This is a genomic window from Allobosea sp. (assembly GCF_017308015.1).
Taxonomy (GTDB): domain Bacteria; phylum Pseudomonadota; class Alphaproteobacteria; order Rhizobiales; family Beijerinckiaceae; genus Allobosea.
On sequence record NZ_JAFKFW010000016.1, the window covers coordinates 48,102 to 66,677 of the forward strand.

Annotated in this window: 19 protein-coding genes; 12 read left to right on the plus strand and 7 right to left on the minus strand. The window is 66.2% G+C overall.

What is annotated here, in order from left to right:
* The first annotated feature begins 19 nt into the window (after positions 1-19).
* Entirely contained in the window at positions 20-466 is a 447-nt protein-coding gene (locus J0I42_RS14495) for a PTS sugar transporter subunit IIA (RefSeq protein WP_291655741.1), read from the plus strand.
* A 389-nt stretch (positions 467-855) separates the two neighbouring features.
* Positions 856-1,599 carry an aspartate/glutamate racemase family protein gene (locus J0I42_RS14500; RefSeq protein ID WP_291655743.1) on the plus strand — a complete coding sequence of 248 codons (744 nt, stop codon included), beginning with the start codon at positions 856-858 and terminating at the stop codon, positions 1,597-1,599.
* Positions 1,600-1,613: 14 nt separating this feature from the next.
* Here the strand turns inward: J0I42_RS14500 and J0I42_RS14505 are convergent, their stop codons facing one another.
* Positions 1,614-2,525, minus strand: coding sequence for an NAD(P)-dependent oxidoreductase (locus J0I42_RS14505; RefSeq protein WP_291655744.1), 912 nt, complete (start codon positions 2,523-2,525; stop codon positions 1,614-1,616).
* Between the two features lie 101 nt (positions 2,526-2,626).
* Between J0I42_RS14505 and J0I42_RS14510 the strand changes: the two genes are divergently transcribed.
* Complete coding sequence (locus tag J0I42_RS14510; protein ID WP_291655746.1) at positions 2,627-3,697, plus strand: LacI family DNA-binding transcriptional regulator; 1,071 nt, start codon at positions 2,627-2,629, stop codon at positions 3,695-3,697.
* Between the two features lie 7 nt (positions 3,698-3,704).
* Here J0I42_RS14510 and J0I42_RS14515 read toward each other — a convergent pair whose 3' ends face one another.
* The 5 genes from J0I42_RS14515 to J0I42_RS14535 form a co-directional block, all read right to left on the minus strand.
* Positions 3,705-4,610: an NAD(P)-dependent oxidoreductase gene (locus tag J0I42_RS14515; protein WP_291655747.1), complete on the minus strand. Its 906-nt coding sequence runs from the start codon at positions 4,608-4,610 to the stop codon at positions 3,705-3,707.
* Between the two features lie 73 nt (positions 4,611-4,683).
* Positions 4,684-5,586, minus strand: coding sequence for a carbohydrate ABC transporter permease (locus tag J0I42_RS14520; protein WP_291655748.1), 903 nt, complete (start codon positions 5,584-5,586; stop codon positions 4,684-4,686).
* On the minus strand, positions 5,579-6,535 hold the full coding sequence (locus J0I42_RS14525; RefSeq protein WP_291655749.1) for a carbohydrate ABC transporter permease: 957 nt from the start codon (positions 6,533-6,535) through the stop codon (positions 5,579-5,581). The genes J0I42_RS14520 and J0I42_RS14525 overlap by 8 nt, the downstream gene beginning before the upstream one ends.
* Before the next feature lie 137 nt (positions 6,536-6,672).
* Positions 6,673-7,977 (minus strand): ABC transporter substrate-binding protein, encoded by a 1,305-nt coding sequence (locus tag J0I42_RS14530; protein ID WP_291655751.1) that lies wholly within the window; start codon positions 7,975-7,977, stop codon positions 6,673-6,675.
* A gap of 230 nt (positions 7,978-8,207) precedes the next feature.
* A complete protein-coding gene (locus tag J0I42_RS14535; protein WP_291655753.1) occupies positions 8,208-9,260 on the minus strand; it encodes an ABC transporter ATP-binding protein in 1,053 nt (350 codons plus the stop codon).
* 243 nt (positions 9,261-9,503) lie between these two features.
* Here J0I42_RS14535 and J0I42_RS14540 point away from each other — a divergent pair, with 243 nt between their 5' ends.
* The 3 genes from J0I42_RS14540 (at position 9,504) to J0I42_RS14550 (ending at position 12,182) form a co-directional block, all read left to right on the plus strand.
* Positions 9,504-10,280, plus strand: coding sequence for a FadR/GntR family transcriptional regulator (locus J0I42_RS14540; protein WP_291655754.1), 777 nt, complete (start codon positions 9,504-9,506; stop codon positions 10,278-10,280).
* A 148-nt stretch (positions 10,281-10,428) separates the two neighbouring features.
* Positions 10,429-11,403, plus strand: a complete 975-nt coding sequence (locus J0I42_RS14545; protein ID WP_465247683.1) for a 2-hydroxyacid dehydrogenase — start codon at positions 10,429-10,431, stop codon at positions 11,401-11,403.
* Complete coding sequence (locus J0I42_RS14550; RefSeq protein ID WP_291655755.1) at positions 11,388-12,182, plus strand: AprI/Inh family metalloprotease inhibitor; 795 nt, start codon at positions 11,388-11,390, stop codon at positions 12,180-12,182. The genes J0I42_RS14545 and J0I42_RS14550 overlap by 16 nt, the downstream gene beginning before the upstream one ends.
* Positions 12,183-12,221: 39 nt before the next feature.
* Here the strand turns inward: J0I42_RS14550 and hppD are convergent, their stop codons facing one another.
* Positions 12,222-13,355, minus strand: a complete 1,134-nt coding sequence (gene hppD / locus J0I42_RS14555; RefSeq protein ID WP_291655756.1) for a 4-hydroxyphenylpyruvate dioxygenase — start codon at positions 13,353-13,355, stop codon at positions 12,222-12,224.
* 133 nt (positions 13,356-13,488) lie between these two features.
* On the opposite strand from hppD, the gene J0I42_RS14560 reads away from it, so the two are divergent.
* The 6 genes from J0I42_RS14560 to J0I42_RS14585 all read left to right on the plus strand — a co-directional run bounded on the left by J0I42_RS14560 (position 13,489) and on the right by J0I42_RS14585 (position 18,519).
* A complete protein-coding gene (locus tag J0I42_RS14560) occupies positions 13,489-13,959 on the plus strand; it encodes an Lrp/AsnC family transcriptional regulator (protein ID WP_291655758.1) in 471 nt (156 codons plus the stop codon).
* 99 nt (positions 13,960-14,058) lie between these two features.
* Positions 14,059-14,943, plus strand: coding sequence for a tellurite resistance TerB family protein (locus J0I42_RS14565; RefSeq protein ID WP_291655760.1), 885 nt, complete (start codon positions 14,059-14,061; stop codon positions 14,941-14,943).
* Positions 14,944-15,174: 231 nt separating this feature from the next.
* A complete protein-coding gene (locus tag J0I42_RS14570; RefSeq protein WP_291655761.1) occupies positions 15,175-16,065 on the plus strand; it encodes a UbiA family prenyltransferase in 891 nt (296 codons plus the stop codon).
* Positions 16,062-17,375 (plus strand): FAD-binding oxidoreductase, encoded by a 1,314-nt coding sequence (locus tag J0I42_RS14575; protein ID WP_291655763.1) that lies wholly within the window; start codon positions 16,062-16,064, stop codon positions 17,373-17,375. The genes J0I42_RS14570 and J0I42_RS14575 overlap by 4 nt, the downstream gene beginning before the upstream one ends.
* A gap of 82 nt (positions 17,376-17,457) precedes the next feature.
* Positions 17,458-18,084: a TlpA family protein disulfide reductase gene (locus J0I42_RS14580; RefSeq protein WP_291655764.1), complete on the plus strand. Its 627-nt coding sequence runs from the start codon at positions 17,458-17,460 to the stop codon at positions 18,082-18,084.
* Positions 18,085-18,219: 135 nt separating this feature from the next.
* Positions 18,220-18,519 carry a hypothetical protein gene (locus J0I42_RS14585; protein ID WP_291655765.1) on the plus strand — a complete coding sequence of 100 codons (300 nt, stop codon included), beginning with the start codon at positions 18,220-18,222 and terminating at the stop codon, positions 18,517-18,519.
* Positions 18,520-18,576: the final 57 nt, after the last annotated feature.

Genomic DNA, 18,576 nt, shown 5'->3' on the forward strand with positions numbered 1-18,576 from the left:
TCCCACGAAAACCAGAGTCATGATTCCATCCGACATCATCCGCCCGCGCTCGATCATCAGGCTCTCTGCCGCGAGCAAGCCCGCCCTGTTCCGCGCCCTCGCGACGAAGGCGGCCGAGCAGATCGCCTTGCCCGAGCCCGTGATCCTCGATGCGCTGAACCGGCGCGAGACACTCGGCTCCACCGGCGTCGGCGATGGATTGGCGATGCCGCATGCGCCGGTCGAAGGCCTCGCCGAACCCTTCGGCCTGCTGGCGCGACTGGAGCGGCCGGTCGCATATGAGGCGATCGACGGCGCGCCGGTCGATCTCGTCTGCCTGGTGCTGACGCCGGTGAATGGCGGCAAGGGCCGGATCGACGCGCTGGCCTGCATCGCAAAGCGCCTGCGTTCTCCCGAGCTCCGCGACCGTATCCGCAACGCCGCCGGCAGCGAGGATATCTACGCGCTGCTGCTGGAAGAGAGCTGACCGGCCTTCACGGCTATCGGCGCCGACATGATCGACGGCTTGCGGCGCGCGCCGCCGGTGACGAGGACGCATTCGTCGCGGATGATAAGCTCGGCCAGTCAGCCGAGCAGGAGCGCATCTTGCAACCGAGAGGCCGACGATCGGCTCCAGAGCCGACTCTTGCCGCAAGCCCGGCGGAATGCGAGAACGCGCGACAGTGCGATGCTAACCGGTCTTGCCGGAATGGAAGCACTGTTTCTCCCTTCAGCCGCTTGCGGGCCGGGCGGCACATCTGCTGTTGATCTCAAACCGATGAGACATCGTTCGCTCCTGATGGCTATTGCACGCCCGTTGCCCGCTCGGGCGGCCGGAGGCGGCGCGCGGCGGGATCCAGGATTGTGAGGCCTCGCTTGCGCATTCTCCTGCTGAATCCGAACACCATGCCGGAGATGACGGCGCTGGTCGCGCGCGTAGTCCAGCCTTATCTGCCGGAACAGGCAGAGTTCGTGCCGGTCACTGGCCGTTTCGGGGCGCATTACATCGCCAGCCGCAGCGCGGGGGTCATTGCCGCCCATGCCGCGCTCGAAGCCTTCGCAGAGCATGGCCGAGATTGCGACGGCGTCTATCTCGCCTGTTTCGGCGACCCCGGCCTGCTCGCACTCAAGGAGATGGCCCGGATTCCCGTGATCGGCATGGCCGAGGCCAGCAGCCGCTACGCCGCGGAGAAAGCCGAGCGCTTCGCCATCGTCACCGGCGGCGAGCGCTGGGGACCGATCCTGCACGAATTCGTCGGCTCCATCGGGCTGGGCAGCCGCCTCGCCGCCGTCGAGACGGTGGCGCCCACCGGCGCCGACATCGCCCGCGATCCCGACGGCTCGATCGCGATGCTCGCGGAAGCCTGCGGCCGGGTCGCCAAGCGCAACGGCGCCGGCGCCGTCATTCTCGGCGGCGCCGGACTGGCGGGCCTTGCCTCCCGCGTTCAGCCGTATGTCGACGTGCCCGTGATCTGCTCGGCGGAGGCCGGCATCCGGATGCTGCTGTCCGAACTCGACCACCCGCAGCCGAAGCCGCGCGAAGGCGACCTCGCCCTGCCGGCACCGGTCGCGAGTACCGGGCTCTCGGACGGCCTGTCGCGGCTGCTTGCAGCGCCCTGACAGCCAGCGCCGCTTCAGCCCTTGCTAGCGAGCGACGTACCGTTCAGCCCGGCGATCCAGTCCGAGAGCATCGGCACGTAATCCTCGCCATGCCCGCTCGCGACCGCGGTCGCGTAGCTGTTCTTCACGGCATTGCCGACCGGATTGGCGACGCCGGCCTCGTTGGCGACGCTCTCCAGATAGCGCACGTCTTTCAGCGCGTTGCGCAGCGTGAACTTGTGGGCGTCGCGGTCGCGCTCCAGCACGTATTGCATGAAGGTCTGGTAGAAGCCGCAATCCATGCGGCTCCCACGCAGCACGCTGTCGAAGACCTGCGGGGTGATGCCGATCTTCTGGCCTAGCGTCAGCGCCTCAGCATAGATCGCGGCATAGCCGAGCGACAGGAAATTGTTGATCAGCTTCATCTTGTGACCGTCCCCGACCGGCCCGAGATGCACGATCTTCTGTGCCCAGGCTTCGCAGGCCGGCTTGATCCGGGCGAAGACCTCCGGCGCGGCCCCGACCATCGCCGAAAGTTGGCCGAGCGCGGCCTGAGCCGGCGTGCCGCCGAGTGGCGCATCCGCCAGATACAGTCCCTTCGCCTCCAGTTCCGCCGCGAGCTTCACGGTCACCGTGGGGTCGGAAGTCGAGCAATCGACGATTACGGTGCCCGGCTTCGCGCCGGCGATGATGCCGCCATCGCCCCTCATCACGGCCTCGACCTGAGGAGAACCGGTGACGCACAGGAAGATGATCCCGGAGCGCGCCGCGAGCTCCTTAGCCGTTTTCGCCTCGACCGCACCGGCCGCGACCAGTGCCTCGACCGGCTTGCGGTTGCGGTGTCCCATCACGGTGAGCGGAAAACCCTTGTCCACAAGATTCCGGGCCATACCCTGCCCCATCAGGCCGACGCCGATGAAGCCGATGGACTCTTTGCGTGCGCTCATCTTCAAATTCTCCCACTGATATGGTTGAGATGGAGCCGGAATTCGGCGAAATGGCCCGACCGGCAGCCGGCCGCGAGGCCCGCGCCCAGTGTGGACGAGTCATGATTGCCAGCGACCCCCCCGGGGCCCGCCAGCCCAGGAACCCGACGCCCGCAGGCCGCAGCCGCGTCACCTTGCAGGTCATCGCCGAGCGCCTTTCGGTTTCGACCGCGACGGTGTCGCTGGCGCTGCGCGGCTCGCTGCTCGTTGCGGAAGCGACGCGCAGCCGTGTGCGCGAGATCGCCCGCGAGATGGGCTACAGCTACAACCGCAGCGCCGCTTCGCTGCGCACCGACCGCACCAACATCATCGGCGTCGGCTTCCACGACATCACCAACCCCTATTTCGCCGAATTGCTGGCGGCGATCGAGGAGACCACAGCCCGCCACGATCGCTCGATCCTGCTCGGCACCTATTCCGAGAATCTGGACCGGCAGCAGCGCGTGCTGAGCACGCTCGCCGAATACCGGCCGGACGGCATGGTGCTCTGCCCCGCGGGTGCCAGCACCGCCGAGAATCTGCTGCCGCTTGTCGATGCCGGTATCCCGATCGTCCAGCTTTCCCGCGAAATTCCCGAGCTCGATCTCGATTTCGTCGGATCCGACGACCGCCACGGCACCAATCTGGCGATGGAGCACCTGATCGGGATCGGCCATCGCCGCATCGCCTTCCTGTGCGCCAACGAGAGCATCTCGACCGGGCGCAACCGCTATGCCGGCTATCGCGATGCGCTGGCCCGCCACGGCCTGCCCTTCGACCCGCAACTGGTGCATTTCGACTACGGCACCCGCGAAAACGGGCTCAAGGGCATACAGCAGGTCCTCGACGCCCATGACCCGCCGACAGCCGCCGCCTGCATGAACGACCTCGCCGCCTTCGGCGCAATGCTCGGCCTGCGCCATCGCGGGCTGGAAGCCGGCAGCGATTTCTCGATCGTCGGCTGCGACGACGTGAAGGAGGCGGCGCAATGGTTCCCGGCACTGACCACCGTGTACAATTTCCAGAACGAGATGGGCGCCAAATCGGCCGAGTTCCTGCTGAACCGCATCGCCGATCCCGCCGCCCCGACGCAGCGCCTGCTGCTGACGCCCGCCCTCCACATCCGCGGAACGACCTGCCCGCCGCGGCGCTGAGCCAGCCTCAGGCATCGTTGGCGGGCTTGGCGTTGAGCGCGCGATAGGCCCGGACCACCTGCGAATCGTCGCGCCCGCCATGGCCGAGACCGGAGGCTGACAGGAACATCTGATGTGCCGCCGCGGCCAGCGGCAGGGCCGTCCTCGCAGCGCGCCCGGCATCGAGCACGATACCGAGATCCTTGACGAAAATGTCGACCGCGCTCGCCACCACCGGGTCGGGCTCGTGCATGCGCGGCCCGCGATCCCGGAGCATCCAGGAGGAAGCGGCCGAGCCGCCCATGATCTCGAAGAGCAGGCGCCCGTCGATGCCGGCCTTCTCGGCGAGCGACAACGCTTCGGCCGCGACCGCGATATGCACGCCGCAGAGCAACTGATTGACGGTCTTCACCGTCGCGCCCTGCCCGGCCCTCTCGCCGACATGGAAGACCTTGTCGCCGAGCGCGTCGAGCACCGGCTTCGCCCGAGCGAAGCTGTCGCCGGGCGCCCCGACCATGATCGTCAGTGTCGCATTACGCGCGCCGTTCACGCCGCCCGAGACCGGAGCGTCGATGAAATGCCGCCCGGTCTTCGTCACCTCCGCCGCGATCGCCTCCGCCTCGCCCGGCGGGCAGGTCACCATCAGGATGACGGTCGCACCCGGCGCCAGAACACCCAGCGCTCCGGCTTCGAACAGCACCGACCGGGCCTGCGCCGCATTGACGACCATCAGCACCAGCGCTTCGGCGCCCTCGGCCGCATCCTTCGCGCTTGCTCCCGCATGCCCGCCGGCCGCGACGAGCGCCTCGCGCGCCGCTTCACGCATGTCGAAGCCGGTGACGCGGAACTGCTTCCTGACGAGGTTCTCGGCCATCGGCGCGCCCATGGCGCCGAGCCCGACAAAGGCGATGCTGGAGATCGGTTGAGCGGACATGAGGCAAATACTCTCGGAACGAAAGCGGGCACAGCTCACGCCATGCCCGTGGGATAGTCGGCACTGCAGCCTGTTACTCCTTCACCGCACCCGTCATGGACGCGACGTAGTAGTCGACGAAGAAGGAATAGAGGATTGCGACGGGGATCGAGCCGAGCAGCGCCCCGGCCATCAGCGAGCCCCAGTGATAGACGTCGCCCTCGACGAGCTGGGTCAGCACCGCCACGGGCACCGTCTTCTTCTCCGCCGACTGGATGAAGGCGAGCGCATAGATGAACTCGTTCCAGGACAGGGTGAAGGCGAAGATGCCGGCCGAAATCAGGCCGGGCATGGCCAGCGGCAAGGTGATCCGCCACAGCGTCTGCAGCCGCGTCGCCCCGTCGATCATCGCGCATTCTTCCAGCTCGTAGGGGATCGACTTGAAATAGCCGATCAGGAGCCAGGTGCAGAACGGGATCAAAAAGGTCGGGTAGGTCAGGATCAGCGCCAAGGGCGAGTCGAACAGGCCGAACTGGAAGATCAGGGTCGCCAGCGGGATGAACAGGATCGAGGGCGGAACGAGATAGGCGAGATAGATCGCCAGGCCCACATATTGCGAGCCCTTGAACCGCAGGCGCTGGATCGCATAGGCGGCAAGCACGCTGGAGAACAGCGACAGCGCCGTCGCCACGGCCGCGACCATCATCGTGGTCCACAGCCATTGCGGATAGTCGGTCTGGAAGAGCAGCTTGTTGATGTTCTCCAGCGTCGGCGACTTCACCCAGAACGGGTTATTGTTCTTGTAGTCGAGCAACTCGCCGTTCGGTTTGATCGCCGTGATCGCCATCCAGTAGAACGGGAACAGCAGCACGAGCACGAAAACCGAAAGCGGCAGATAGAGCGTGATGAAGCGCCGCGGGCCCGACGACCAGTCGATGACGCCTTCACGCTCCTTGTCGGTCAGATGCGGGCGCGCTTCCAGGGTCTGATCAGTCATTGTCTTCCCCCTGCTGCCACTTGCGCCGGGCCAGGCCGTAATAGCTGAACAGCGTTGCCATCACGAGGAACGGGATCATCGCGACCGCGATCGCCGCGCCCTCGCCGAGCTGGCCGCCGGGAATGCCGCGCTGGAAGGCCAGCGTCGCCATCAGATGCGTGGCGTTCACCGGCCCGCCACGGGTGATCGCGTAGACGAGCTGGAAATCGGTGAAGGTGAACAGCACCGAGAAGGTCAGCACCACCGCCAGGATCGGCATCAACATCGGCAGCGTGACATGCCGGAAGCGCTGCCAGGAATTGGCGCCGTCGAGCATCGCCGCCTCGTAGAGCGAAGGCGAGATGGTCTGCAGGCCGGCGAGCAGACTGATTGCGACGAAGGGGATGCCGCGCCAGATATTGGCGGCGATCAGCGAGAACCGCGCCGGCCAGGGCTGGCCGAGGAAGTCGATATAGGTGTCGCGCCAGCCGAGCACATCGACGAGCACGTAGGAAATGATGGAAAATTGCGGGTCGTAGATCCACCAGAAGGCGATGGCCGAGAGCACGGTCGGCACGATCCAGGGGATGAGGATGATCGCCCTGAGCAGCGACTTGAACGGCAGGTGGTTGTTGAGCAGCAGCGCCAGCCAAAGTCCCAGCGCGAATTTCCCGAATGTAGCGACGCCCGTATAGAGCAGCGTGTTCCAGACCGAGGTGATGAAGACGCGGTCGTGCCAGAGCGACTCGAAATTCTCGAAACCGATGAAGTAGCCGACGCGGCCGATGCGGGTATCGGTGAAGGCGAGCCAGATGCCCAGCCCCAGCGGGTAGCTGAGGAAGACAAGCAGGAAGCCCGCCGCAGGCAGCAGACAAAGAAAGATCAGGAATGGCTTGTTGTCGAACAGACGCACAAGCCAGCTCTGCTGCAGGCTGTGGACGGTTCGCGATTCGGCGGCAGCTACGGCCATGGCGCCCTCGCGTTCGGGTCGGCTGTGACATCGGGGCGAAAAGCGGCTGCCGCTTTTCTGGCAAATCCGATGCGATATTTCAGCGGCCGCCGGACGGACCGGCGGCCGCATATGGTCAGATCAGCACGGCGCGCGCATCACGTCCGGTAGTAGCGCTTGGCGCGGCGCTCGGCCTCCTTGGCCGCCTCTTCCGGCGTTGCCTGGCCGGCGCAGACCGAAGCGACCATCTGGACGACGACATACTCGGCATTGACGGTGCCGGCCGCCTCGTTGATCGAGCCCTTGTAGCCGCTCCACAGCGCGCGCTCCCAGGTGTCGCGATAGACCACGATCTTGGGGTCGCTCGACCAGACCTTGCTCTCGGCATAGCCTTTCAGCGGCTGCGTCCAGTAACCGTAGCAGCCGGTCAGCCACTTGTCGTAATTCTCCTTCTCCATCATGAAGCGGAGATATTCCTTCGCGGCGTTCGGGAACTTGGTGTGCTTGAACGCCATGGCGTTGATGATCAGCGCCGGCTCCGACGGGCGCCCGAGCGGGCCGACCGGCATGGTGGCGTGGTTCAGGTCCTTGCCGATCGCGGCGGTCTTCTCGTCCTTCGAGTTCTTGATCGAGAAATAGAGCGAGACGCCGTTCTGGGTCAGGCCGATTTCGCCGGCGGACAACGCCTTGTTGTTGCTGATGTCGAGCCAGGAGAGCGTGCCCGGAATGAAGGTCTCGTAGAGTGCCTTGGCGTATTTCAGCGCCTCGACCGTCTCCTTCGAATTGATCGCGACCTTGTTGTTCTCGTCGACCATGTAACCGCCATGAGTCCAGACGAGCCAGTTGCAGAAGGCGTTGCCGTCGCCGACCGCGTTGCCAAGCGCGAAGCCGGCCGGGTGTCCCTGCTCCTTGAGCTTGCGGCAGAGCTTGAGGAAGCCGTCGAGGTCCTTCGGGAAGGTGTCGAAGCCCGCTTCCTTAACCCAGGATTCGCGATAGACCGCCGGCGCGCCGGAAGCTCCCATCGGAATCGAGATCCACTGATTGGTCTTGTCCTTCTTGCCGTATTTCTCGGCGATCGGGTACCAGCCGCCATACTTCTTGCCGAGCTCCTCGGCGATATCGGTGAGATCGATCAGCTTGTCCGAGAAGATGTGCGGATCATCGGCCCAGCCGACGACGATATCCGGCCCCGCGCCGGTATTGGCGGTCACCGCCGTCTGGGGACGCAGATCCTCCCAGCCGGCATAGTCGACCTTGACCTGCACGCCGGTCGCCTTGGTGAAGGCCTCGGTGTTCTCGTTGAAGATGGCCTGGTCGGGATCGACGAACTTGGTCGGGCGCAGCACGCGCAGCGTCGCGCCGGGCTCGATCTTGGCCTGTGCGATTGAGGGGGCAAAGGGCAGGGTTGCGCCCGCCGCGAGCCCCGCGCCGCCGATCAGAACGTCTCTTCTGGAAATGCTCATGGAAACCGTCTCCTCCGTTGGCGCGGCGGCGGCCTGCATGGGACCACCGTCCTGCATGATTTATGGGCATTGACAGCGATCATCCGCCGCCCGGTCTGCGGGGCGGCGAATTCCTTGGCACCCGGCCCGATCAGGCGCGAGGAAGGCCGATCGGAAAGGCCGGTTCTGAACTTTGCATCGAGAACACGTGCAGTTCGACCGGATCGCAGCGCAATCCGGCCTCACCTGCTCTAGATGCGTTTGCCCGTAGCCGCGTCGAAGAGATGGGTGACGCTGGTATCGGGGGTGATGCCGATGGTCTCGCCGGGCCGGGCCGAGATGCGCTCGCGGAAGATGCAGGTCAGATCCTGGCCGCCGCAGCGGACGACGACCTGCGTCTCCGAGCCCATCGGCTCGACGACCGCGACCTCGGCCTTCAATCCGTTGGGATCGAGCCGGAAATGCTCCGGCCGGATTCCCAGCACCGCGGAGAGCCCGTCGGAGCCGACCGGGTGCTTGCCGATCGGCCAGACCGTGCCGCCTTCGGTCTCGAAGCCGTTACCGACGATCTTGCCCTTGAGCAGATTCATCGAGGGCGAGCCGATGAAGGCTGCGACGAAGAGATTGGCCGGGTTGTCGTAGAGATCGAGCGGGGCGCCCATCTGCTCGACGATGCCGTCATGCATGACGACGATCTTGTCGGCCATGGTCATGGCCTCGATCTGGTCATGGGTAACATAGACCGTGGTCGTCTTCAGGCGCTGATGCAGTTCCTTGATCTCGGTCCGCATCTGGACGCGCAGCTTGGCATCGAGGTTGGAGAGCGGCTCGTCGAACAGGAAGACCTGCGGATCGCGTACGATCGCCCGGCCCATCGCGACGCGCTGGCGCTGCCCGCCCGAGAGCTGACGCGGGTAGCGGTCGAGCAGCTTGCTCAGGCCGAGGATCTGCGCCGCCTGGTTGACGCGCTCGTCGATCTCGCTTTTCGGCGCCTTCCTGAGCTTCATCGAGAAGGCCATGTTGTCGGCGACCGTCATATGCGGATAGAGCGCATAGTTCTGGAACACCATCGCGATGTCGCGCTCTTTCGGCGGCACGTCGTTCACCACGCGCGGACCGATCCGGATCTCGCCGCCCGAAATGTTCTCGAGCCCCGCGATCATGCGCAGCAGCGTCGACTTCCCGCAGCCCGAAGGGCCGACCAGAATGACGAACTCGCCGTCATTGATGTCGATATCGACGCCGTGGATGACCTGCGTCGACCCGTAGGCCTTCCGCACATCGGCAATCTGGACTGAAGCCATGCCGTCCTTCCCTGCTTTCCCGTTCCCTGGTCGCTCCGCCTGTCCATGCAGGCGGCTCACGACCACAATCGGCTTCTTGTGACCGAATGATGAAAGCGGATATCGCCTGTTCCCGGCAGATTGTCTCCGTTTCAATCTGCGATAAAGTCATACGATAGAAGCGGCCCTGTCAAGCGCCGCCACGGCCGTCGGCGCGCCACGGATTCAGGCTGGCCGGAGGCGCCCGAGGGAGGGGCACCAACGATGCGGGTACGCGACTTCTCGCGACCGACCACGCTCAATCCGGACCGGCTTTTCGGGCAGGTGGCCCAGAAGCTCGCCGTCGCGATCATCACCGGTCGCGTCAGAGCGGGCGAAGTCCTGCCGAACGAAGACGACCTGCGCTCCGAGATATCGGTCTCGCGCACGGCCTATCGCGAGGCCGTCAAGATCCTCACCGCCAAGGGGCTGGTCGAGGCGCGTCCCAAGAGCGGCACCCGTGCCGCGCCACGCGAGCGCTGGAACCTGCTCGATCCCGACGTCCTGTCCTGGCATTTCGAGGCCGACCCCAACGAGAAATTCATCCGCGATCTCTTTGAGTTACGTCGCTTCGTCGAGCCCAGCGCCGCCCGCCTCGCCGCGCAGCGCCGTACCTCGGCCGATATCGCCCGCATCGAGGCGGCCTATCGCGGCATGACCGAGGGAGCCCCCTATGCCGAGGCCACGATCCGCGCCGACATGGCCTTCCACGAAGCGATCTTTGCCGCCGCCCAGAACGCCGCCCTGCAATGCCTCGCCAGCGCGGTCATCGCCACGCTGCAATGGTCCCTGCTGCTGAAGACCGGAGACGAGGTCGCCTATGTCGAATCCCTCCCCGATCACGAGCATGTTCTGCTCGCCATCATCGATCGCGACGGCGATCTCGCCTCGGCGCGCATGGCTGGCCTCGTCATCGACAGCCTGAACACCACGCTCGCCTCGCTTGGCACGCATGTCGCCACGGAAGCCGGGAAAATCGCCAAAATAAAGCATACTAAATGATCGCCCCATTCCACTGCGGGGCGTCATCGGATAGCGCTCATGCAGCGGCGGGGCTATGCCGTTCCGGCAAGCCGCGTCATTTCATTTTAATCGATTCAGACGAGCCGAATCAACGACCCTCGCCACCGCACTCATGGACAGCCCGACAATGACAGCTTCCACCAAGCCCGAAATCGTCATGACCGGCCCGCTGATGGCCTATGCGGCCGACCAGCTCAAGGCGCGCTTCACCGTCCACGAACTCTGGAAGGCAACCGATCGCGCCGCCCTCCTGCGCGAAGTGGCGGCCCGTGTGCGCGGCGTCGCCGCCGGCGGCGGCCACAACCGGGTCGACGGCGCGCTGTTCGACGCGCTGCCCAACCTCCAGGTCATCTCCAGCTTCGGCGTCGGCTACGACCATGTCGACGCGGCCGAGGCCGGCAAGCGCGGCCTCGTCGTCACCAACACGCCCGACGTCCTGACCGACGAGGTCGCCGACCTCGCGCTCGGCCTGCTGATCGCCACGGTCCGCCAGCTGCCGCAGGTCGACCGCTACCTGCGCGAAGGCAAGTGGCTGCAGGGCAATTACCCGCTCACCACTTCGTTGCGCGGCCGCAAGGTCGGCATCGTCGGCCTCGGCCGCATCGGCAAGGCGGTGGCGCAGCGCGTCGAGGCCTTCGGCCTGCCGGTCGTCTATCACGGCCGCTCGCGCCAGCCGGACGTGACCTATCGCTACTACCCCTCGCTGGTCGACATGGCCGCCGATGTCGACACCCTGATCTCGGTCGCGCCGGGCGGCGCCTCGACCCATCACATCATCAACGCCGAGGTGTTGAAGGCACTCGGCCCCAACGGCATCCTGGTCAATGTCGGCCGCGGCACGGTCGTTGACGAACAGGCGCTGATCAAGGCACTCGAGGACAAGACCATCCTCTCCGCCGGCCTCGACGTGTTCGAGGACGAGCCGCGCGTGCCCGCGGAGCTGATCGCGATCGAGCATGCCGTGCTGCTGCCCCATGTCGGCTCGGCCTCGGTCCATACTCGCGAGGCGATGGGCCAGCTTCTGGTCGACAATCTGGTTTCATGGTTCGATGGCAAGGGTCCGCTGACGCCCGTGTCGGAGACACCATGGAAAAAGGCCTGATCCGTCGGCTGCTGCCGCTCCTGATCCTCGGCGCCGGCTCACTACCGGCCGTCGCCCAGACGGCGCCGCTTCCGCGCGGTGCCGACAAGGCGCCAGAGGCGATCCGCCCCTGGCTCGGCGCCTGGGAGCTTGAACTCGCCGGCGCATCGCGAAGCTGCACCGTTACCCTCGGCGCGGAAGCGGCCGGCAGCATGCACCGCTTGCGCTTCCCGGCAACCTGCCGGCGCGCTCTGCCGGTTCTCGATACCGCCACCGCCTGGGCCTTGACGGTGGACGGGCGGCCTCGCATCACGGATGACACCGGCAAGGAGCTCGTGAGCTTTCAGAGCGGCACGGCCGAGACCGGCCTCGACGGCAAAGGCAGCGACGGCAAGACTTATCGGCTGGCATCGCGCAACCATTCCCGCATCGCCCCGCAGACTGCGCAGGACCGGGCTGGGACAGCCGCCCGGCGCATCACCGTCGTCGACCCCGCGACCGCTCCCGCCCCCGAGACCCTGCCGGGACGCTATGTTCTGATGCGACAGCAGAATCGCGAGGCCTGTCGCCTCGTGCTCTCCGCCCCATCGACCGACGGCCACCGGCCCGCCGCCTTCGAGGGCCTCTGTCCGGATACCGGGCTGACGATCTTCGATCCGGTCGGCTGGCGCTATACAGGCGGCCGGTTGACCCTCGTTGCGCGCCGCGGCCATGGCACCGACCTCGTCTTCGAGAACGGCCAGTGGCGCAAGGATCCTGCTGTCGGCGCCCCGCTCCTGATGCGCAAGCTCGCGCCGTAGAGCGCATGGCCGTCCGAGCCGGCCATGCGAATCAGAACGCTACTCGGCAGCGGCGGGGCTCAGCACACCCCGGCGAATCTGATCTTCCTCGATCGATTCGAACAGGGCGCGGAAATTGCCCTCGCCAAACCCGTCATCGCCCTTGCGCTGGATGAACTCGAAGAAGATCGGTCCGACCACCGTGGCCGAGAATATCTGCAGCAGCACCTTGCTCATCCGGCCCTGCTTCTCGCCGAGTGCGACCGCGCCCTCGCCATCGATCAGGATGCCGTTGGCCTTCAGTCGCTCGACCGGCTCGCCATGGTTCGGCACGCGGGCATCGACCTTCTCGTAATAGGTCGCGGGCGGCGATGGCATGAAGGGCAGGCCGTTGCCGCGCAAGGCCTCGACGCTGGCATAGATGTCGCGCGAGCCCATCGCGACGTGCTGGATGCCCTCGCCCTTGTACTGGCGCAGGTATTCCTCGATCTGGCTCCTGTCGTCGAGCGACTCGTTGATCGGGATGCGGATCTTGCCGCAGGGCGAGGTCAGCGCCCGCGAGATCAACCCGGTCAGCTTGCCCTCGATATTGAAGAAGCGGATCTCGCGGAAATTGAACAGGTTGCCGTACCAGTCGGCCCAATGGTCCATGCGTCCGCGCATGACGTTATGGGTAAGGTGATCGAGATAGTACAGGCCGGCCTGCTCGGGATGGGGATCGCGCTCGCCGGCCCACTCGAAATCGACGTCCCAGATCGAGCCCTTCTCGCCATAGCGGTCGACGAAATAGAGCAGCGAACCGCCGATACCGCGCACGGCAGGGATCGCAAGCTCGCCCGGCCCGATCGCGCTCTCGTAGGGCTCGGCGCCGAGCGACACCGCCCGGTCGAAAGCGTGCTTCGCATCGACGACGCGGAAGGCCATGGCGCAGGCGCAAGGGCCGTGCTCGGCCGCGAAGGCCTGGGCGAAGGAACCGGGCTCGGCATTCACCACGAAATTGACGTCGCCCTGGCGGTAGAGCGTCACCTGCTTCGAGCGATGGCGGGCGACCTTGGTGAAGCCCATCGTCTCGAACAGGGAACCGAGCTTTTCCGGTTCAGGATGAGCGAACTCGACGAACTCGAAACCGTCGGTTCCCATCGGGTTGGCGGCCGAGATCGCGGGCGGGGCTGCATCATGCGGAAACGGACCCATGGGCATTCCTCCTGTCTGGTTCTGTCGAGGCGCTCAATCATCGCGCGATCGACAGACGAATTCCGTGCAAACTTGCTCCCTATTGAAATTTCGATGCATGATCCGTGCATCACGGACCCATCGGATGCGTTATATGACCACTCTTGACGCGCTCGACTGGCGCCTGCTCGACGCCCTCCAGAACGATGCCTCCCTGACCAACGCAGCTCTGGCGGAGGCAGTGGGGCTGTCTGCGAGCCAGGTCTCGCGCCGGCGGCAGAGGCTGGAGCAGGAGGGCGTGATCCGCGGCTACCGGGCCGCGCTGGAGCCCTCCGCCGTCGGCCTCGGCGTCATCGTCTTCATTCATGTGGCGCTCGATACGCATACGCGCGACAATGCCCGCCGCTTCCGCGACCTCGTGCGATTGACACCCGCGATCCTCGAGGCCCATGCCCTGACGGGCGAGGCGGACTACCTGCTGAAGGTCGCCGTCGGCGACCTCAAGGCGCTCGCCCGGCTGGTCAACGAAATCCTGATGCCGCATGAGAGCGTGGCCCGCGTCCGTTCCGAGATCGCGCTGGAAACGCTCAAGGAGCCGGGGCTGCTGCCGCTGCCGATGACTTGAGCGCCAAGCTGTGCAAACTGGGGCCTTGGTCACGCCGCTTTCATGCGGCTGATCGATCCCGACTGCGCGGCATCGCGGCCGCCAACAGGAGAAGCCTAGATGTTCAATGCCAAATCCCTGCTCGACGCCCTGATCAATGCCGGCAGCCAGGCAGGCGCGCAGGCAGGGCAGCAGGGCGGCCTGGGCGGCCTGCTCGGCGGGCTCGCCGATCAGGTCCAGCGCTCGGGTGGGCTCGGCGGACTGGCCGGACAGATCCTGACCCAGGCCACGCAAGGGCTCGGGGACGCGGCACGACAGGCCGGCGTGCAGCAGGGCGCCGGCGATGCGCTCGGCCGGGTCACCGGCGGCCGGACACCCGACCAGCTCATCGAGCAGGCCAAGGGCGTGTTCAGCAGCAACCCGGCCCTGGCGACGGCTGTGCTCGGCGGCCTCGGCGCGCTCGTCTTCGGAACCAGCACGGGCCGCTCGGTCGCGGGCTCGGCGGCCAAGCTCGGCGGCCTCGCCCTGATCGGCGGCCTCGCCTACAAGGCCTATCAGAACTACCAGGCCGGCAAACCGCTGCTCAACGCCGGCCAGCAGGAGCTGCTGCCGGCACCGGCCGGCACCGGCTTCGAGCCACAGGCCGCGACCGAGGCAACCGCCCTCGTCTTCATCCGCGCCATGATCGCGGCGGCGGCGGCCGACGGCCATATCGATGCCGACGAGCGCAGCACCATCCTGGGCGGCCTGAAGGAGGCGGGATTGGAGCAGGAAGCTCATGACTGGCTGGCCAAGGAAATGGCCAAGCCGGCCTCGATCGACACGCTGGTCGAGGCGGCCGAGAGCCCGGAACTCGCCGCCCAGATCTACACGGCGGCGCGCATCGCCATCAATCCGGATAATGCTGCCGAAAAGGACTTCCTGGCGGGGCTTGCCGGCTCGCTCGGGCTAGATGCCGAGCTGGTCGCCAATATCGACGCCGCCGCCAGCGCCGCCAAGGTCTGACGCGCGCCAGCCATCGCCATGACGGTGCCCGGCACGGGCACCGTCTGCCCGTGCTTTCGCTCAATGCGGAAGCGCGATGTTAAGCATGGCGTTGAAATCACTGCCCGTTTCGACGCTACATGCACCCCCATTTAGGATTTCCCCGCCGATAACACCCGCGCCGGTCGAGCCGGCGGCCGGGTTCCGCATCGCGGAGGCCGGCCCGTGTCTGCGGGGGAGACGGGTCGATCCATGTCCGTGACGGCGATGATAAGGGCGATGCGGCCGCATCACTGGCTCAAGAACGGCCTTGTCTTCATCCCGATCCTGCTCAACCACGACGCCTTCGATCCACACGCGCTCTGGCTCGGGCTGATCGCCTTCGTCGCCTTCAGCTTGATCGCCTCGGCAATCTATCTCCTCAACGACATCAAGGATGTCGAAGCGGACCGGCGCCATCCGACCAAGTGCAAGCGCCCGCTCGCGGCCGGCGAGATCACCCCGACGCAGGCCTATGCGGCCGTGCCGGTGCTCCTCATCGCAGCCTTTTCGACAGCCGCGCTGGTGCCGCAGCCGAAGAACTTCATCCTCGCGCTGCTGGCCTATCTCTTCCTGGCGCTCGCCTATCTCCTCTTCCTCAAGCGCAAGCTTCTGGTCGACGTGCTCGGCCTCGCGGCCATGCACACGCTGCGCATCCTTGCCGGAAACGCAGCGGCCGCGGTTCCCGTCTCCTCCTGGCTGCTCGCCTTCGCGATGTTCCTGTTCCTCAGCCTTGCGCTGGTGAAGCGCTATGCCGAATTGCGCCTGACCCAGGATCAGTCCGGCCTGAAGAAGGCCGGGCGCGGCTACCATGCCGAGGATATCGAGGCCCTGTCCCAGCTCGGGATGGCCTCGGGCTGCACCTGCGCGCTCATCATGGCGCTCTATGTCGACAGCGCCAATGTGAAGCAGCTCTATAGTCAGCCGAAGCTGATCTGGCTGATCTGCCCGATCATCCTCTACCAGATGGCCCGGATCTGGTTCCTGGCCCGCCGCGGCCAGATGCCCGATGATCCGCTGGTCTTCATGATCCGCGACTGGCGCAGTCAGCTCATGGGGCTCGTCGTGGTCCTGATCATGGTCGCCGCGACCTTCGTGCCGTGACCGCGCCGCTCTCGGATTATCGCTCCTGGGGCGGGTTGGCGGCCCGTGGCAGCACGCTCGTCGATGCCCGCGACTGGCTCGATGCTCCCCACCGTCCGCGCCGCCCCCTGCTCGCTTATGGCAATGGACGGTCCTATGGCGATTCCTGCCTGAACGACGGCGGCACGCTGATCGATACGCGCGGCCTCGACGAGGTCCTCGCCTTCGATCGCGAGACGGGCCTCATGACCTGTGGCGCCGGCCTGCTGCTCGACCGCCTGCTCGAGATCGCTGTGCCCGCCGGGTGGTTTCCGCCGGTGACGCCGGGCACTGCCCTTGTCACCGTGGGCGGCGCGCTGGCCAACGACGTCCATGGCAAGAACCATCACCGTGCCGGCACCTTCGGCTGTCATGTCCGCGCCTTCGAACTGGTACGCTCAAACGGGCAGCACCTGATCTGCGCGCCTGATCTCAACCGTGATCTCTTCGATGCGACGATCGGCGGCTTCGGCCTGACCGGCCTGGTGACGCAGGTGACGCTGCAACTCATGCCGATCGCCTCGGCCGAGATGACGCAGGAGGTTCTGCCCTTCGACAATCTCGACGGCTTCTTCGACATCGCCGCCGTATCCGACGCAACGCATGACTACACGGTGGCCTGGCTCGACTCGCTCGCCACCGGCCGCAATTTCGGTCGTGGCATCTTCTTCCGCGCCAATCATGCGCCAGCCTCCGACGAGCCTCCGCCTCGGCTGGTGCGCTCCCTTCCGTTCCCGCTGAAGCCGCCAGTCCCCCTGATCAACCGCGTTACGCTCGGGGCCTTCAACTGGCTCTATCGCAACAGCCAGCCGCGCGACGGCGCCGAGCGTCGCGTCCCCTACCGCCCGTTCTTCTACCCGCTCGACCGCGTCCATGACTGGAACCGCGCCTATGGGCCGAAGGGCCTGCGCCAGTTCCAATGCGCCATCCCGCGGGACAGCGCGCCCGAGACCGTCGCCGAGATGCTGCGGCAGACGCTCGCTGCCGGCGAGGCCTCCTTCCTGACGGTGCTGAAGCTCTTCGGCGACAAGCCCTCGCCCGGCCTGATGTCCTTTCCCATGCCGGGGGCGACGCTGACGCTGGATTTTCCCAATCGCGGCGAACGCACCGAGCGGTTGCTGTCACGGCTGGACAGCCTCGCGATTGCCGCCGGCGGGCGGGTCAACCCCTACAAGGATGCCCGCATGTCGCCCGCAACCTTCGAGGCCTCCTTCCCGCGCTGGCGTGACTTCGCCCGGCATGTCGACCCGGGCTTCTGCTCCGATTTCTGGCGGCGGGTCACCGCATCCTAGACACAGGCTGCGACATCACAGCCCGGTGAGATGCGTCCGACAGCGGTTTCCAGCCAGGGCAGCCTGCTGCTAGCTGAGGCTCATGACTGCGCCCGTGAACCATCGGCCGGCATCGGACCGGCATACCGCCCTTCTGCCGACGCGCCGCCAGGCCCTCGCCGCTGCTCTGCTCTCGCCATGGGCCGCAACATCGGCCGCCGCCCGGCAGCCGCCACGCTTCGCTGGCCCGAGTTCCCAGTTCATCCAGATCGATCCGCCAGAAGATGTCGGCTCTCTCGTGATAACCGATCTCGCCGGCAAGACCCGGCGGCTCTCCACCTATCGCGGCAAGGCGGTTCTCCTGAATTTCTGGGCAAGCTGGTGCCCGCCTTGCCGGCGCGAACTGCCGATCCTGCGGCGGCTCCAGGCAAAGGCAGCCCGCGAGCCCTTCGTCGTCGTGCCGGTCTCGCTCGATAAATCCGTCGCGACCGTCAGGACCTATCTCGACAGGCTCGGCCTCGCCGATCTCGCGACCTTCATCGATGCCGAGGGAACAGTGGCCTCCGGCCCGAAATCGGCGAAGCCTACGCCCTTCCCGCTCTACGGCATGCCGATGACCTATCTGCTCGATCGCGAGGCACGCAGCGTCGGCTATCTGGTCGGCGAAGCGGATTGGACGAGTCCGGAAGGGCTGGAACTGCTGCGCTTCTACGGACGGGCGCCGGGCTGATCGTGCCAACCTTGCGAAGCGGATCAGACCACCTTCGAAAAAATCTCGCGTCGTCGTTGAACCTGTCTGCCGCTCCCCGAGACCAATGAGCATAGAGAGCGAAACCTTCGCTCTCGCAGAGATCGGGAGACGAGCATGACGACGTTCCGCAAGACCGTGACCGCGACCCTCGCGGCCCTCACCCTGGCCACCACCTTCGCGGCTTCCGGCGCCGAGGCGCGCCCGCGCTGGGGTTACGGCTACGGCCATCGGGGCTGGGGTGTCGGAGCCGGCGTGGTCGGTGCGATCGCGGCGGGCGCCATCATCGCCGGCGCCACCCGCCCTTCCTATGGCTACGGCTACTACGCCGCCCCCGTCCGCTCCTGCGATCTGGTCGAGCGCTTCGACCGCTGGGGCAACGTCGTCGGCTACCGCCGGGTGTGCGGCTACTACTGAGCGTTTCCGGAAGACCCCTGTTTCGAGACCCCTGACTCAAAAGGCCGGCTTACGCCG